A 13997-nucleotide genomic window follows, 5' to 3' on the forward strand; every position below is an offset into this window, starting at 1 on the left:
AGACTCTTCTCCATCCGCTTTTTTTTGCATCAAGTTACATTATTATATTTAGAATGCAACAACCCTGCTCTCAAGAGGGGATTTTGAAATAAAATACTTTAGCTATTGTTTTTTATGCGGTTGAATCACGTGCCCCCTCATCTGCACATTTAAAATCTGCACACCCGCACATCTGAAATCTGTACATCTACCCTAAAATTCAAACCCCGCATCCGCATCCGGGTTATCCAGCTTGGTGCTTTTGCGCTCGCCGGCTACGGTTACGTGCAGCATATTGATCTGTTCTTTATGCTCGTCAAAAAGGATATCGTTATGCACTTCAACCTTTTTTACTTTGCTGATGCCTTTTACTTCAAAATAGGCCCAGGCGGCGTCTTCCTGTACCTCGTAACCAACATAGCTTAAGCTAAGCAGCTTGCCATCGGCTTTAATAACGAGGTGTTTTTTAATGTAGTCGCTTACCATCTGGTTTAGCTTGGTTTTATCCTTGGGGTGTACTATATCAACAGGGGTGTGGTATTGTTTTTCGAGGGTGCGCTCAAGGTCGTCATAAAAAATGCGGCTGCTTACCTCAAGGCTTTGGGTTTTGGCATTGTGGGTAATTTCGGTAACGCTTACGTAAAAGGGGTGAAAGATGCTAAACCAGCTGATTAAAAGTAATTGCAACATAATTGCGTTATGTAATTGTTATTATCACAAAAAACGCTATTTTTATTGGCAATAGCGAATTAAGTAAATGACTGACTTTTATTTGTACTTCCAGTTAGGATGGCAACACATCTGTAACTGGGAAGGGTACGACCATATTTTATTTGTAACCGTGCTATGCGGTACCTACTTACTGGCCGATTGGCGCAAAGTATTGGTACTGGTTACCGCCTTCACCATCGGTCATTCTATCACGCTGGCTTTAAGTGTTTTAAATGTAATTCACATCAACACTTCGCTTATTGAATTTCTTATTCCGGTTACTATTGTGTTTACCAGTTTGGTTAATGTGCTTAATAAAAAACGCACAACAGGCACCATGCGGCTTAACTATACGCTGGCTTTGTTTTTTGGGCTCATCCACGGCATGGGTTTTAGTAACTACCTAAAAAGTTTGCTGGGCAGCAGTACCAATGTTACCGCTCAGTTGTTTGCTTTTAATCTTGGGCTGGAATTTGGGCAGGTGTTAATTGTAATATCTGCGTTACTTATCTCCTGGCTGCTCATCAAATTTGCCCGTACGCCACAGCGCGATTGGACGATGTTCTTGTCTTCGGCTATATTTGGTATCGCTTTTATCATGTGTATTGAACGTTTTATCTTAATAAAATTCAGATGAATAAATTTTACCCTGCTCTACTTTCTTGCCTGCTTGCGGCTTCGGCAACGTGGGCACAACACGACAACAACCCCGGTTCAAACCACGGCAACCGTTTTGAACAATTGGGTACCATGTTAAACACGCCGAACGGCTACAGGTCGGCATCGGGTGCTCCCGGTCCGCAGTACTGGCAGCAAAAGGCCGATTATGATATTTATGCCAAATTAGATGATGATAAGCAGCGTTTAGATGGCAGCGAAACCATCACCTACACCAATAACTCGCCCGATGCGCTTACCTATCTCTGGGTACAGCTGGATGAAAATCAGCATAAAAAAGATGGCGAGGCTTCCAAGATCAACGAAAGCAAGATGCAAAGCAAAATGAGCATCCGCCAGTTGCAGGGCATTATGGGTACCGAGCTTGATTTGGGTAACCATATTGAAAGCGTAAAGGATGCCAACGGCGGTTCGTTACCTTTCACCATCAACGAAACCATGATGCGGATTGAGCTGCCTGCTCCATTAAAGCATGGCGAAAAATTCAAGTTTAAGGTAAACTGGTGGTACAACATCAGCGATAGGATGACCATTGGCGGCCGCGGCGGTTATGAGTATTTCCCCGAGGATAACAATTACCTGTACACCATGACCCAGTGGTACCCGCGCATGGCGGTTTACAGCGATTTCCAGGGATGGCAGAACAAGCAGTTCATCGGCAGCGGTGAATTTGCCTTAACCTTTGGCGATTTTAAAGTTAGCATGAACGTACCTGCCGATCACCTGGTTGGTGGTACCGGTCAGTGTTCAAACTATGCGCAGACCTTAACCGCGGCGCAGTTGAGCCGTTGGAATAAAGCCCAGACTTCGACAGTACCGGTAGAGATTGTAACTTTAGATGAGGTGAAAAACGCCATGAAAGGCCATGTCACTGCCCGCAAAACCTGGAATTTCCACGCAGAAAATGTGCGCGACTTTGCCTGGGTGACTTCACGCCGCATTGTGTGGGATGCCATGAGCGCCCAGATTGAAGGTGGCCGCAAAGCGATGGCCATGTCATACTACGGCCCCGAGGCTTACCCGCTTTACCGCAAGTACTCTACCAAGGTTGTTGCGCATACTATTAAAACATATTCAAAACATACCATCCCTTACCCTTACCCGGTTGCCATTTCTGTAGAGGCTGCAAACGGCATGGAGTACCCTATGATCTGCTTTAACTATGGTCGTGCAGAAAAGGATGGTACGTATAGCGAAGCTACTAAAAATGGTATGATCGGGGTTATTATCCACGAGGTTGGTCACAACTTTTTCCCGATGATCGTTAACTCCGACGAGCGCCAGTGGACGTGGATGGATGAAGGCCTGAACACTTTTGTACAGTACCTTACCGAGCAGGAGTGGGACCCTAAATACCCATCATCACGCGGACCGGCATACAAGATTGTTGATTACATGAAAATGCCTAAAAACCAGTTAGAGCCTATCATGACCAATTCAGAAAACATTGTGATGTTTGGTCCTAACGCCTACGCCAAACCGGCAACCGCGCTAAATGTATTGCGCGAAACCGTAATGGGCCGCGAGTTGTTTGATTACGCCTTTAAAACTTACGCTAAACGCTGGGCCTTTAAACACCCGACACCGGAAGATTTGTTCCGCACCATGGAAGATGCATCGGCTGTTGACCTGGATTGGTTTTGGCGCGGATGGTTTTACGGAACCGAAGCTGTTGACGTATCATTAGACAGCGTTAAATACTACCGTTTAAACACCAAAAACCCGGCCCTGGAAGCCAACGGCGACCGTGCAGCTTTTGAGCATAATTTAGAAAACATTAGCACCACCCGCAACAAAGCAGCAGGCATGCAGTTTGCCGTAGAGGCCGATACCTCATTACAGGATTTTTACAGCAAATGGGATCGTTTTGGTGCCACCCCGATGACCACCAAAAGCTACCAGGACATGTACGCCGGCTTAAGCCCCGACGAAAAGAAGTTTTACGATAGCAAAAGCTATTTTTACGAACTTACCTTCAGCAACAAAGGCGGCCTGGTAACCCCACTAATCATTGAGTGGACCTACACCGATGGCACCAAAGAGGTAGACAACATCCCGGCCTACATATGGCGCAAAAATGAATTTAAGGTAAGCAAGGTATTTGCCAAAACCAAAGAGGTAAAAAGCATCAAGCTTGATCCATACCGCCAAACCGCCGATATCGACGAAGCCAACAACAGCTGGCCACGCGAATACACCCCATCGCGGTTTGAACTGTTTAAACAACAGGTGCTGCCAAGAGGCGCCACATCGGGAAGTAACCCGATGCAAGATGCTAGGAAAGGTGGACAATAAAATAGTGAAGCCCCCAATGATGAGTTGGGGGCTTTGTTGTGAAATGAGGGATTGTTGTCGGATTTTTTTTACAGTTAATTGGTCCCTAATTTAAAAGTTATTGGTATACTATATTGTGTCCTAACCGGCAATCCATTATAAATACCAGGTTGCCACGGCGGTGAGTACTTCACCACTCTTATTGCCTCATTTTTCAAACTATTATCCTTACTACCACCAATGGATTTTACATTTGTTAAACTTCCATCTTTTTCAATAATAAAGCTTACGTATACTCTGCCCTGAATATGGTTTGTTCTTGCTTCAAGAGGGTATCTTATATTATTAGCCAGGAAATTGAAAAAAGCATCCATACCTCCATAAAATTCCGGTTCCTTTGGGGGCGATACATAAACTTGACCTAAAGTATCGCTGGTAGGCAATACTTCACCTTGGTGATACATCCTGGTATATTTTAAAGAATCATTCACATATCCGTTCCATTTACCTTCTTCCAGACTGTCGATTACACTGCCTTCTTCAATTTTGTGCTTATATTCTTTATCCCATTTTACCCAATTGCCTTTTCCATTTGCAGTTAATACCTTACCCGAATTATCATGATATTCCACTAAACATAATCTCCCAATTTGTCTGTATCTCTCTTTAGCACATAATTGCCCGTTGGGATAATATGTAATTAATTCACCAACTTCTTTATTGTGTTGATAGTTAATAATATTCTTTTTATAGCCGTTCTGGTAATAATTTGTGCATTGCCCATGTAGATTAAGGACGATGTTTGCATTGTATATAATCACTTCCGCTGTTCCGCTTAATAGAAGAATATTATAAATAGAATATTTTTTTATGTAACCTAATTTTATACCGCTATTATTAGTTGGAGGGGCTATTATTTGCACCGAAAAATCTGCACTATCCCTTGTCCTAACTATTTTACCACTGTTGGGGTTGAGCGAGTGAATTGCTTTTACATAAACTATCGATGTATCGAGCTTTTGTGCCTTTGTAGATTGCACTAACATCAGGCCTAAAAGAAATATAGATGCAGTTTTTAGCATGAGATAAGATTTATGACCGAATATAATAAACTCGCTAAATACTCCGAAGAGAATGTTAACGATAAAGACACATAGGCTCCGCCCGTTGTTGGTGTTGTCACCAAACAACAGGTTCGTGCTCCCAAATGTGAATTTTAAAACGTTTACTAACTGGGTAATCATTGTAGGATAAAGGCGATGTTTTAATGCCAAAAGCTACGGAGAACAGGTTTTGGGTGACAATGCTAACAACGCGCAACATCAAAGGAACGTCCATATTAACAGGTAACCGCTACGCGGCATCTTTCGGGCGGGGGATGCCGGGCTACAAACGGGTAGCCGTTACACGGCAAGAAAAAGGAATGGGAAATCTGATAACGTGAATGTAAAACGCGGGTAATCTTCACCGCTATTTTTGCCGCATCGCGGCTACCAATTTGTAGCAAAAAACATAAAAGATTTTTATGCGCCGTAGGTGCTACCTATCCCTTGCAAAGCTTGGCGCGTCCAGGCTTATTTAATAACGATTTCGTCAACTTTTCGGTTCGGTCGTTATTGTCGCTAAACAATGCGTTCATACAAAAAATAACCATCCCACATACTATTATCCCAACTCTCCCGTTCTTAATCCCAATGAAAGCAATTTCCTTTGTATTATTAATTTTCATGCTGGTGATTTCGGTGATACCCGGGAACGCTAAGTCTGTTGTTATTAAGGCAAAAAAGGATTGCTGTCAAAACATGGCCGGCATGGGCAAGAATCAGCATCACCCAAAAGAATGTAGCGGTGGTATGTGTGTTACCGTACTGTCGTGCAATAACTGCTGCTTTGTAAAAACCGAACAGGTTAAAGTGAGCAGTCCGGTTGCAATGGATGCCGCTACCAATGCCACGCCTTACCTTGTGGGTAACCTGTCTGGTTATACCATCAACTGCTGGAACCCGCCGAAAGTTTAATCAAATCATCTGCCTACTTCAGAAGACGTCATAAAAGTAGAAAGGATCGTCGGTCCTTTTGTTCATGACGTATTTCGTTTTTGAGGTAGGTGGGCCGGTCAGTCTTCGACAGGCTCAGCATGACACCTTTTTATTAACGTCATCCCAACTTTTAGTCCTCTGGATTTTAAAACCCGCAATGACGATTCAATAGACAACGTTTTTATTAAACTTTAATCAAATTAAAATCATGAAAAAATTTCTTTTCATCACTACAGTGATTCTTTTTACCATATGCAATATATCTTTTGCCAATACACCTTGCTGCAACTCAAAAATGAACCAGTGCAACAAATGCGTAAAAGCATGTACCAAGCCCAATTGTTTGGATACCTGTGGCAAAACCTGCAAAGCATCAGGCGAATGCACTAAGAAGTGCAGTAAATAATAAAAATGCCCCGGCGAAAGTCGGGGCATTTTTGTTTGGTGGCATTTGGTTTATGCCACCCTATCTGTTTTAAAAATGGAAAGCGGTCCATCAACAATATCGCCTATCTGTTGTACAAACAGTTTAAAATGGGGCTGTTGCTCGTGCTGTTGCAGGCCATCGGCGCTGGCCCAGGTTTCGTGGAAAATGAACTGGGTATCGTCGTCGGCAGATTGGTAAAGTTCATATTGCTCGCAGGCTTCTTCCTGATTTGATGCTTTTACCAAAGCTTCAAGGTAGCCTTTGGCCTGGGCGGTGGTGCCTGGTTTAAACTTCAGTAAGGCTGTTAAGTAAATTTTCATGGCTTGGGGTGTTTTGAATAAATAGTTTGTTTAAATGTTGCTGGTAGTGTTGCAGGTTTTGCGCAATGTTAGCGTTTTTCATTACATCATAAAAATGAATGCTTTCTAAGGGCTGCATGCCGGTAAAGGCGTTCATGCGGTGAAAGCCAAACAGCGGGCCTTCATCAACACTGTGTCCATTAAAAAACTCGCCGGGCAGGGTAAAGGCCGTCGCGGGCGCGTTCCATGAGGTGGTGAGCAGGTATTTTTTGCCATGCATCAAACCGCCGGTACCATAGTTTATGGCCGGGTTTTCGGCGGTACGACCGTCGCTGCGGTAAATGCCATTGTTGTAACCTGCTGTAAAAACCTCGTCGATATACTTTTTAAAGCCGTTGGGCAACTGAAACCACCAGATAGGGGTGTGGTAAATAATCACATCGGCCCATTTATAGTTTTCGGCTTCCTGCATAGGGTCGTAGTTATCATTGATATCGGTTGAGCGGATTTCAAAACCTTCCTTTTCAGCAAAATAATTTACCGTAGTATCTAATAAAGTTTTGTTGAAAAGTCCGCCGGAATGGGCAAAGATCTGTCCGCCGTTTATTACAAATATGTTCTTCATTTTAATTTTCTTTTTAAGTCGATCCAAAATTACGGCGCTATGTTTCATTATTAAAATAACATAATTTATACATTTGTATCATAATTATAATAGATTGTTATGGTGAATTTAGAGTGGTTCCGCACATTTAAAGCGATTTATGAAACCGGCTCCTTAACCGGCGCTGCCGAATCGCTGTTTATTTCGCAACCGGGAGTAAGCCTACATTTAAGCTCGTTAGAAAGTTATGTGGGGTATAAACTGTTTGATCGTACATCGCGTAAAATGGTATCAACCGAGCGGGGTAAAATCCTGTATAATTATGTACAGGAGGCCATCTGCAAATTAGAAGAAGCCGAACGGCATTTTCACAAAAGTACCGAAAGGGACGTGCCTACCATTAGCATAGGCATGTGTTTTGAAACTTTCCAGTTTACGCTGGAATCCTACCTGCCCACGCTGCCCTTTAACGTGATCATTAAATTTGGAGAATACCCCGAAATGCTGGCCGACCTGGATAACGGCATCCTGGATATGATCATCACCCCACAAAAAGGAGATTACAAAGGCCTGGAGTATAAAGCGTTTTCAAAGGAGCGCCTGGTGGTGCTTGCCGGCGCGCAAACACCCGTAGCGGAATTTAACGATTTGCTGAAAACCAAAGACCTGCCCCGCATACAAGCCTGGCTAAAAGCCCAAACCTGGTACGGTTCGTCGGGCGATATGGAGCATCTGCGGCGCTTTTGGCATATCAACTTTGGTAAACGCCCCGATTTTAAGCCTAATTTTATAGTGCCCAACATGGGCTCCATTATACGTTGCCTAAGCGGCGGCACAGGCATAGCGGTAATTCCCGATTTCCTTTCCAAAAAGGAGCGCGATACCGGTAACATTCAGTTGCTGTGGGAAGGGTTTAATATTATCGAAAACACCCTGTACTTCGGCACCCGCAAAAAATCAATCTACGCCAAAGAGATAGCCATGATCCAGGAGATTTTTGAACGGGAAATGGTATAAGTTATTGTAACGATAACATGTATCAACACTACGCGTGTTTGTTATCTGGTTAAAACTGGATAAATTTGGCGAAAGATAAGTCGATAGTTGTAATAACTTACTTATGTCATGCCGAACTTGTTTCGGCACCTCATGAGTACGGTTTGCAGTATGTTGGTTACTTGTCCTGTGCGGTGCCGAAACAAGTTCGGCATGACACTATTTGAATCCTCTATTATCATATGCTAACCCCTCATGAAAAAAAGCCTCATCTACCTAATTCCCGTTTTTCTAATCAGCGCCTGCGCCTCAACAAAAAACACAACGGTAAGCAATGCCACCTCTATCGCCAATAATGGTAAAGCCTGGGCTTCCATCTGGCAGCAGCGGGCGGCGGAGTATAAAGCTTTATGCTTCCAGGCTTATAATATTGCTAAACTGCGGGTTGATGAAGCGGTTAAAAACCCGGGTGATAAACCATTGGCTATTGTGACGGATATTGATGAAACTTTGTTAGATAATAGTCCGTACGATGCAGATCGAGCTATGAAAAACCTGGAATACTCAGATGCAACATGGAAACAATGGACGGACAAGGCCATTGCAGATACCGTGCCTGGCGCGCCGGCATTTTTCAAGTACGCGGCATCAAAAGGCGTTACCGTGTTTTATATCACCAATCGCAATGAAAACGAGCGGGCATCTACCTTAAAAAATCTGCAACTGTATGGTTTGCCCTTTGCCGACGACGCGCACCTGCAGCTAAAAACTACCACATCGAGCAAAGAGGCTCGCAGGCTCAATGTTTTAAAAACGCATAACATCATTATGCTTTGCGGCGATAACCTGCCCGATTTTGATGTGCTGTATGATAATCACCCATCAGAAGAAAGCAGGATTGCTACCACCCAAAAGTTGGAAAAAGAATTTGGCAGCAAATATATTGTGATCCCGAATCCATCATACGGCGATTTTGAAGGCGCGCTGTTTCAGTTTAATTATAAGCTTACCAACGCGCAAAAAGACTCCGTTATCAAAGCCAAAATCAAGACGGATAAGTAAGTTTTTGCTGTGCACTTTGAGCATTTAATAGCTGCCATTGTGTTTTTTTGACACTTATGGTATATATTTGACATTTAATTGATGCCCGCAAAAAACTTGCCCCATAAAATATGTCCCGTTTGTCAAAGGCCTTTTAGCTGGCGTAAAAAGTGGGAAAAGTGTTGGGATGATGTCAAATATTGCAGCGAACGATGCAGAAGAAGCAAATAAGTTGCAAATTTGTGATCTGCGTTAATAAAGTTAACTCCCTGTTTAACTATGAGTGATAGAACGATTCTGGTTTGGTTTAGGAATGATTTACGGATACATGATAACGAGATATTGTTAGAAGCTGTGCGTAAAGCTGATAAAGTACTGCCGGTATATTGTTTTGATCCTTATTATTTTCAGCAAACTACAACTGGCACAAGCAAAACAGGAAGTTTCAGAGCTCGTTTTTTATTAGAAGCCGTTGCCGATTTGCGTAAAAACCTGCAGACCTATGGTGCCGAGCTCATCATCCGCACCGGTAGCCCGGCCGAAATTATCCCCCAGCTTGCCGAGCAGTACCAGGTAAATGAAGTTTACCATCACCGGGAGGTAGCTTACGAGGAAACCGAAATATCTGAACAGGTAGAGGCGGCCCTTTGGAAAATGAGGCTTAACCTGAAGCATTTTATAGGTCACACCCTTTACCATAAAGAAGATTTGCCTTTCCCAATCAAAGATATCCCCGATAGTTTCGCGGTGTTCAAGAAAAAGGTAGAGCGGGATAGTAATGTAAGGCCATGCGTGCCGACACCCGGGCAGATCATCACCCCAACAATTACCGATGCAGGCGAACTGCCAACGCTTGAACAATTGGGTTTAACCAACCCTATTGATGATGCGCGGGCCACAAACTATTTTCAGGGTGGCGAAACCGCGGCCCTGGTGCAACTACACAATTTCTTTTCCAAAGGCGACCTCGCTGTAAAAGGCAAAGGGCGCAATGGTGTTATCAATAACAATACTTCTAAATTATCGCCCTGGCTTGCGGTAGGCTGTATTTCGCCAAGGCAGGTTTACTGGGAAATTTTTAAACACCAAAATGGTAACGCCCAAAGTGGCATGTTGAAGCTGGAACTGCTATGGCGCGATTATTTTAGGTTCATGTTTAAAAAACATGGTCAAAAGTTCATCAAAGCCAAAAACGAACTTGAAGAGCTACCAGCCGATAACTCCGAGGCTTTTGAAACCTGGGCTGCTGCCAAAACTGGTGTAGCCTTTGTTGATGCCTGTATGCACGAGTTAAATGCTACAGGTTACATCTGTAACCAATGTCGCCAAATTGTGGCTACTTACCTGGTACATGAGCTTAAAGCTGACTGGACAAAAGGTGCTGCCTACTTTGAAGAAAAACTGATAGACTACTCGCCCGCCAGCAACTGGGGCAACTGGGCCTTTATAGCCGGCGTAAACGATGCCAAAGAAAGCAAATACACCATTGCCGCCATCCCCACAAAAGAACAGGAAGCCAAAAGCGATTTTGTTGCTACCTGGCAAGCATCTAAAGATGCGGCAGGGGATTTGGTAGGGGTGTGAGAATGAATAATTAGTTAAACAAAGTTATCACCACTCCCTTTCCTGATCCAGGTATTCGTCAATTTTGACGACACTCCAGATTGATGATCCTAAGCCAGATATAGACGATAGCTTGAAGTTTTTTTTCTTTGCCGATTTTTGAATCATTAACGTAAGTTGATTGAAAAGCCTCCTTTGATCCCGTTTATCAAGTCGTTTAATTTGTAATAAGAGGTAGTTTACGCTTAAATTCATCTCTATTTAATAAAAATAATAATTTCTTACTCCAAAAACTAAAATATTCATAATAGATATTGCGATCGATTGCGTTTATCGAATTTAAGTATTTAAAATCATGAAATATTCCGTTAAAATTGGAGATTAGCGCCTGTTTTTCAAATTAATTTCTTTGCAATTAATTATGTAGTATATACACCTATATGCTTACTTTTGTACCGTTTTAAAGATCATTTTCACATGGATCGTCTTAATTATATCAATAGCGGCAACGCAGACTACATCAATTCCTTATACGAAAGCTATAAACAGGACCCCGAATCGGTTGATTTTGGCTGGCAAAAGTTTTTTGAAGGCTTTGAATTTAATATAACCACAAACGCGGCGGCTGCAACTACCACAGCTGTAGATGGCAAAACACAGGAGCACTTTTTAAAAGAAATTAAAGTGCTCAATATGATAGATGGGTACCGGTCGCGCGGTCACTTATTTGCCAAAACTAACCCTGTGCGCGAGCGTCGTCACTATTTTCCTGGTAAAGACCTTGATACTTTTGGTTTAAGCGATGCCGACCTTGATACCGTGTTTAACTCTGGTGTTGAAGTTGGTTTGGGCGCGGCCAAATTACGCGATATACGCCAGCTGTTAGAAGATACTTATTGCCAGGCCATCGGTGCCGAATACAAATACATCCGCAATCCCATTAAAATTAAATGGTTTGAGGATAGGATGGAAAGCAAACGCAATACGCCTTCTTTCACCCTGGATGAAAAGAAGTCAATGCTTAACAAGCTTAACGAAGCCGTTACTTTCGAAAACTTTTTAGGCACCAAGTTTTTGGGCCAGAAACGTTTCTCATTAGAAGGCGCAGAAGCGCTGATCCCTTCTATGGATTCGGTTATAAAAAAAGGTGCCGATCTGGGTATCGAGGAGTTCATTATCGGGATGGCTCACCGTGGCAGGTTAAACGTGCTTACCAACATCATGGAGAAAACCTATAAAGAGGTGTTCTCTGAGTTTGAAGGCAAAAACTTTGATTCTGAATCACCTTTTGGTGGCGACGTTAAATACCACTTAGGTTTTTCTACCGACGTTACTACATCAAACGGTAAAAAAGTACACTTAAGTCTTTGTCCTAACCCATCGCACTTAGAGGCGGTCGACCCGGTTGTAGAGGGTATCACCCGTTCAAAAATCGACTTTAAATACAATGGCGATCATTCTAAAATAGCCCCGATATTGATCCATGGTGATGCATCAGTTGCAGGCCAGGGTATTGTTTACGAAGTTTTACAAATGGAAAAACTGGATGGCTACCGCACAGGCGGCACCATTCACCTGGTTATCAATAACCAGATAGGTTTTACCACCAACTATAAAGATGCCCGTTCAAGTACTTATTGTACCGATGTGGCAAAAACAGTATTATCGCCGGTTTTCCACGTAAATGGTGACGACGTTGAAGCTTTGGCTTACGTTGTTAACCTGGCTATGGAGTACAGGCAGGTATTTAACGAGGACGTGTTTATTGATATCCTGTGCTACCGCCGTTATGGTCACAACGAGGCTGATGAGCCAAAGTTCACCCAGCCCCTGTTGTACAAAGCTATTGAAGCGCATCCCAATCCGCTTAAAATCTACAACCAGAAATTGATTGCAGAAGGCAGTATTGATGGCGAGTACCTTAAAGGAATTGAGAAAGCGTTTAAAGACGAATTGCAGCAAAAACTGGATGAGTCAAAATCTGAAGACAGATTTACCGATACCATCGCCATGTTTGAAGGCGCCTGGAGCGGGTTGCATTTAGCCAGCCATAAAGAGTTTGTTAAAGCTATTGACACTTCGGTTCCCGAAGATGAATTGTTGGCTATTGGTAACTGTATTACCATACTGCCAACAGGTAAAGAGTTTTTCAAAAAAATAGAAAAACTATTTGAAGACCGCAAAGCCATGGTGAATGATACCAAAGTATTTGACTGGGCCATGGGCGAATTGCTGGCTTATGGTACTTTGTTAAAAGATGGTCACCCGATAAGGCTAAGTGGAGAGGATGTTAAACGCGGTACTTTCTCGCACCGTCACGCGGTATTAACCCTTGCCGATTCTGAAGATGAATATACGCCTTTAGCTACCATTGAAACAGAAGCAAAACTGAGTATTTACAACTCGTTGTTATCTGAATATGGTGTTTTAGGTTTTGAATATGGTTACGCTTTGGCTAATCCTAATGCTTTGACTATTTGGGAAGCCCAGTTTGGTGATTTCTTTAACGGTGCGCAAATTATAGTTGACCAATACATTGCCAGTGCCGAAACTAAATGGCAGCGTGGTAATGGTTTGGTAATGTTATTACCGCACGGTTATGAAGGCCAGGGACCGGAGCATTCATCTGCGCGTGTTGAGCGCTTTATGGAGCTTTGTGCCGATGACAACATCCAGGTAGCAAATTGTACTACCCCGGCCAACTTCTTCCATATATTAAGGAGGCAGATGCACCGCGACTTCCGCAAGCCATTGATCATCTTTACACCAAAGAGTTTATTGCGTAGCCCTAAATGCGTATCGCCTATTGAGGACTTTACCAATGGCAAATTCCATGAGCTAATTGATGATACCTACGCCGATCCTAAAAAAGTAAAACGCGTATTACTATGTACCGGTAAAGTTTATTACGATTTGTTGGATAAACAACAAACCGATAAACGCAAGGATGTAGCCATTGTACGTATTGAACAATTGTATCCAACCCCGGTTACACAGATATTAAAAGTAAAAGCCAAATACGAAAAAGCTACCGAATTTATCTGGGTACAGGAAGAGCCCGAAAATATGGGGGCATGGCCATACATATGCCGTAAATTCCATAATGATACGGTAATAAACTTAAATGTAATATCACGTAACGAAGGCAGTAGTACTGCAACTGGTTTCGCCAAGCAGCATGCCGCGCAACAGGCCTACATTGTTTCAAAAGCATTTGAAGCACCTGCAGGCAAAGTGGTAAAAGAAGCGATAAAAAAGACAACAAAAAAAATGGCTGATGCCGGAGCGGATTGATTAAGGTAGTAGGTTTTACGTGGTACGTTATACGTTACCATGCAAAACATGCAACTTAAAACGTTTAACGTATTACCATTTAAAAATATACA

14 protein-coding genes are annotated in these 13997 nt (G+C 42.9%); 9 read left to right on the forward strand and 5 right to left on the reverse strand.

Going from position 1 to position 13997, the window contains the following annotated elements; all coding sequences use genetic code 11:
* Positions 1–192: 192 nt before the first annotated feature.
* Positions 193–669 (reverse strand): DUF6702 family protein, encoded by a 477-nt coding sequence (locus QWZ17_RS24675; protein WP_290308000.1) that lies wholly within the window; start codon positions 667–669, stop codon positions 193–195.
* A 67-nt stretch (positions 670–736) separates the two neighbouring features.
* On the opposite strand from QWZ17_RS24675, the gene QWZ17_RS24680 reads away from it, so the two are divergent.
* Both QWZ17_RS24680 and QWZ17_RS24685 read left to right on the forward strand, forming a co-directional pair.
* Positions 737–1327, forward strand: a complete 591-nt coding sequence (locus tag QWZ17_RS24680) for a HupE/UreJ family protein (RefSeq protein ID WP_290308001.1) — start codon at positions 737–739, stop codon at positions 1325–1327.
* Positions 1324–3663 (forward strand): M1 family metallopeptidase, encoded by a 2340-nt coding sequence (locus QWZ17_RS24685; protein WP_290308002.1) that lies wholly within the window; start codon positions 1324–1326, stop codon positions 3661–3663. Before QWZ17_RS24680 ends, QWZ17_RS24685 begins: the two co-directional genes overlap by 4 nt.
* Positions 3664–3737: 74 nt before the next feature.
* Here QWZ17_RS24685 and QWZ17_RS24690 read toward each other — a convergent pair whose 3' ends face one another.
* Positions 3738–4724 carry an energy transducer TonB gene (locus tag QWZ17_RS24690; protein ID WP_290308003.1) on the reverse strand — a complete coding sequence of 329 codons (987 nt, stop codon included), beginning with the start codon at positions 4722–4724 and terminating at the stop codon, positions 3738–3740.
* Positions 4725–5336: 612 nt separating this feature from the next.
* Here QWZ17_RS24690 and QWZ17_RS24695 point away from each other — a divergent pair.
* The gene (locus QWZ17_RS24695) at positions 5337–5660 is read left to right on the forward strand and encodes a hypothetical protein (protein WP_290308005.1); all 324 of its coding nucleotides are present in this window, start codon (positions 5337–5339) and stop codon (positions 5658–5660) included.
* 273 nt (positions 5661–5933) lie between these two features.
* The gene (locus QWZ17_RS24700) at positions 5934–6071 is read left to right on the forward strand and encodes a hypothetical protein (protein WP_290308006.1); all 138 of its coding nucleotides are present in this window, start codon (positions 5934–5936) and stop codon (positions 6069–6071) included.
* A 66-nt stretch (positions 6072–6137) separates the two neighbouring features.
* Here the strand turns inward: QWZ17_RS24700 and QWZ17_RS24705 are convergent, their stop codons facing one another.
* The gene (locus QWZ17_RS24705) at positions 6138–6428 is read right to left on the reverse strand and encodes a putative quinol monooxygenase (protein WP_290308007.1); all 291 of its coding nucleotides are present in this window, start codon (positions 6426–6428) and stop codon (positions 6138–6140) included.
* Positions 6394–7032 carry an NAD(P)H-dependent oxidoreductase gene (locus tag QWZ17_RS24710; protein ID WP_290308008.1) on the reverse strand — a complete coding sequence of 213 codons (639 nt, stop codon included), beginning with the start codon at positions 7030–7032 and terminating at the stop codon, positions 6394–6396. Before QWZ17_RS24710 ends, QWZ17_RS24705 begins: the two co-directional genes overlap by 35 nt.
* Positions 7033–7131: 99 nt before the next feature.
* On the opposite strand from QWZ17_RS24710, the gene QWZ17_RS24715 reads away from it, so the two are divergent.
* The 4 genes from QWZ17_RS24715 to QWZ17_RS24730 all read left to right on the forward strand — a co-directional run bounded on the left by QWZ17_RS24715 (position 7132) and on the right by QWZ17_RS24730 (position 10632).
* Positions 7132–8028 carry a LysR family transcriptional regulator gene (locus QWZ17_RS24715; protein ID WP_290308009.1) on the forward strand — a complete coding sequence of 299 codons (897 nt, stop codon included), beginning with the start codon at positions 7132–7134 and terminating at the stop codon, positions 8026–8028.
* A gap of 234 nt (positions 8029–8262) precedes the next feature.
* Complete coding sequence (locus QWZ17_RS24720) at positions 8263–9069, forward strand: 5'-nucleotidase, lipoprotein e(P4) family (protein ID WP_290308010.1); 807 nt, start codon at positions 8263–8265, stop codon at positions 9067–9069.
* A gap of 81 nt (positions 9070–9150) precedes the next feature.
* Positions 9151–9279 carry a DUF2256 domain-containing protein gene (locus QWZ17_RS24725; RefSeq protein WP_290308011.1) on the forward strand — a complete coding sequence of 43 codons (129 nt, stop codon included), beginning with the start codon at positions 9151–9153 and terminating at the stop codon, positions 9277–9279.
* Positions 9280–9327: 48 nt separating this feature from the next.
* Positions 9328–10632, forward strand: a complete 1305-nt coding sequence (locus tag QWZ17_RS24730) for a DASH family cryptochrome (RefSeq protein ID WP_290308012.1) — start codon at positions 9328–9330, stop codon at positions 10630–10632.
* A gap of 27 nt (positions 10633–10659) precedes the next feature.
* Here the strand turns inward: QWZ17_RS24730 and QWZ17_RS24735 are convergent, their stop codons facing one another.
* A complete protein-coding gene (locus QWZ17_RS24735) occupies positions 10660–10866 on the reverse strand; it encodes a hypothetical protein (protein WP_290308013.1) in 207 nt (68 codons plus the stop codon).
* Between the two features lie 222 nt (positions 10867–11088).
* Between QWZ17_RS24735 and QWZ17_RS24740 the strand changes: the two genes are divergently transcribed.
* Positions 11089–13905, forward strand: a complete 2817-nt coding sequence (locus QWZ17_RS24740; protein ID WP_290308014.1) for a 2-oxoglutarate dehydrogenase E1 component — start codon at positions 11089–11091, stop codon at positions 13903–13905.
* Positions 13906–13997 lie beyond the last annotated feature (92 nt).

Origin of the sequence: Mucilaginibacter flavus, assembly GCF_030409315.1 — a bacterium.
GTDB classification, from domain to species: Bacteria; Bacteroidota; Bacteroidia; order Sphingobacteriales; family Sphingobacteriaceae; genus Mucilaginibacter; species Mucilaginibacter flavus.

Bases quoted from the DNA above. Each gene is read 5' to 3' on its own strand.
- QWZ17_RS24675 (WP_290308000.1), bottom strand. From the start codon at position 669: ATGTTGCAATTACTTTTAATCAGCTGGTTTAGCATCTTTCACCCCTTT.
- QWZ17_RS24715 (WP_290308009.1), top strand. From the start codon at position 7,132: ATGGTGAATTTAGAGTGGTTCCGCACATTTAAAGCGATTTATGAAACC.
- QWZ17_RS24690 (WP_290308003.1), bottom strand. From the start codon at position 4,724: ATGCTAAAAACTGCATCTATATTTCTTTTAGGCCTGATGTTAGTGCAA.
- QWZ17_RS24700 (WP_290308006.1), top strand. From the start codon at position 5,934: ATGCAATATATCTTTTGCCAATACACCTTGCTGCAACTCAAAAATGAA.
- QWZ17_RS24710 (WP_290308008.1), bottom strand. From the start codon at position 7,032: ATGAAGAACATATTTGTAATAAACGGCGGACAGATCTTTGCCCATTCC.
- QWZ17_RS24720 (WP_290308010.1), top strand. From the start codon at position 8,263: ATGAAAAAAAGCCTCATCTACCTAATTCCCGTTTTTCTAATCAGCGCC.
- QWZ17_RS24735 (WP_290308013.1), bottom strand. From the start codon at position 10,866: ATGAATTTAAGCGTAAACTACCTCTTATTACAAATTAAACGACTTGAT.
- QWZ17_RS24725 (WP_290308011.1), top strand. From the start codon at position 9,151: ATGCCCGCAAAAAACTTGCCCCATAAAATATGTCCCGTTTGTCAAAGG.
- QWZ17_RS24705 (WP_290308007.1), bottom strand. From the start codon at position 6,428: ATGAAAATTTACTTAACAGCCTTACTGAAGTTTAAACCAGGCACCACC.
- QWZ17_RS24685 (WP_290308002.1), top strand. From the start codon at position 1,324: ATGAATAAATTTTACCCTGCTCTACTTTCTTGCCTGCTTGCGGCTTCG.
- QWZ17_RS24730 (WP_290308012.1), top strand. From the start codon at position 9,328: ATGAGTGATAGAACGATTCTGGTTTGGTTTAGGAATGATTTACGGATA.
- QWZ17_RS24695 (WP_290308005.1), top strand. From the start codon at position 5,337: ATGAAAGCAATTTCCTTTGTATTATTAATTTTCATGCTGGTGATTTCG.
- QWZ17_RS24740 (WP_290308014.1), top strand. From the start codon at position 11,089: ATGGATCGTCTTAATTATATCAATAGCGGCAACGCAGACTACATCAAT.
- QWZ17_RS24680 (WP_290308001.1), top strand. From the start codon at position 737: ATGACTGACTTTTATTTGTACTTCCAGTTAGGATGGCAACACATCTGT.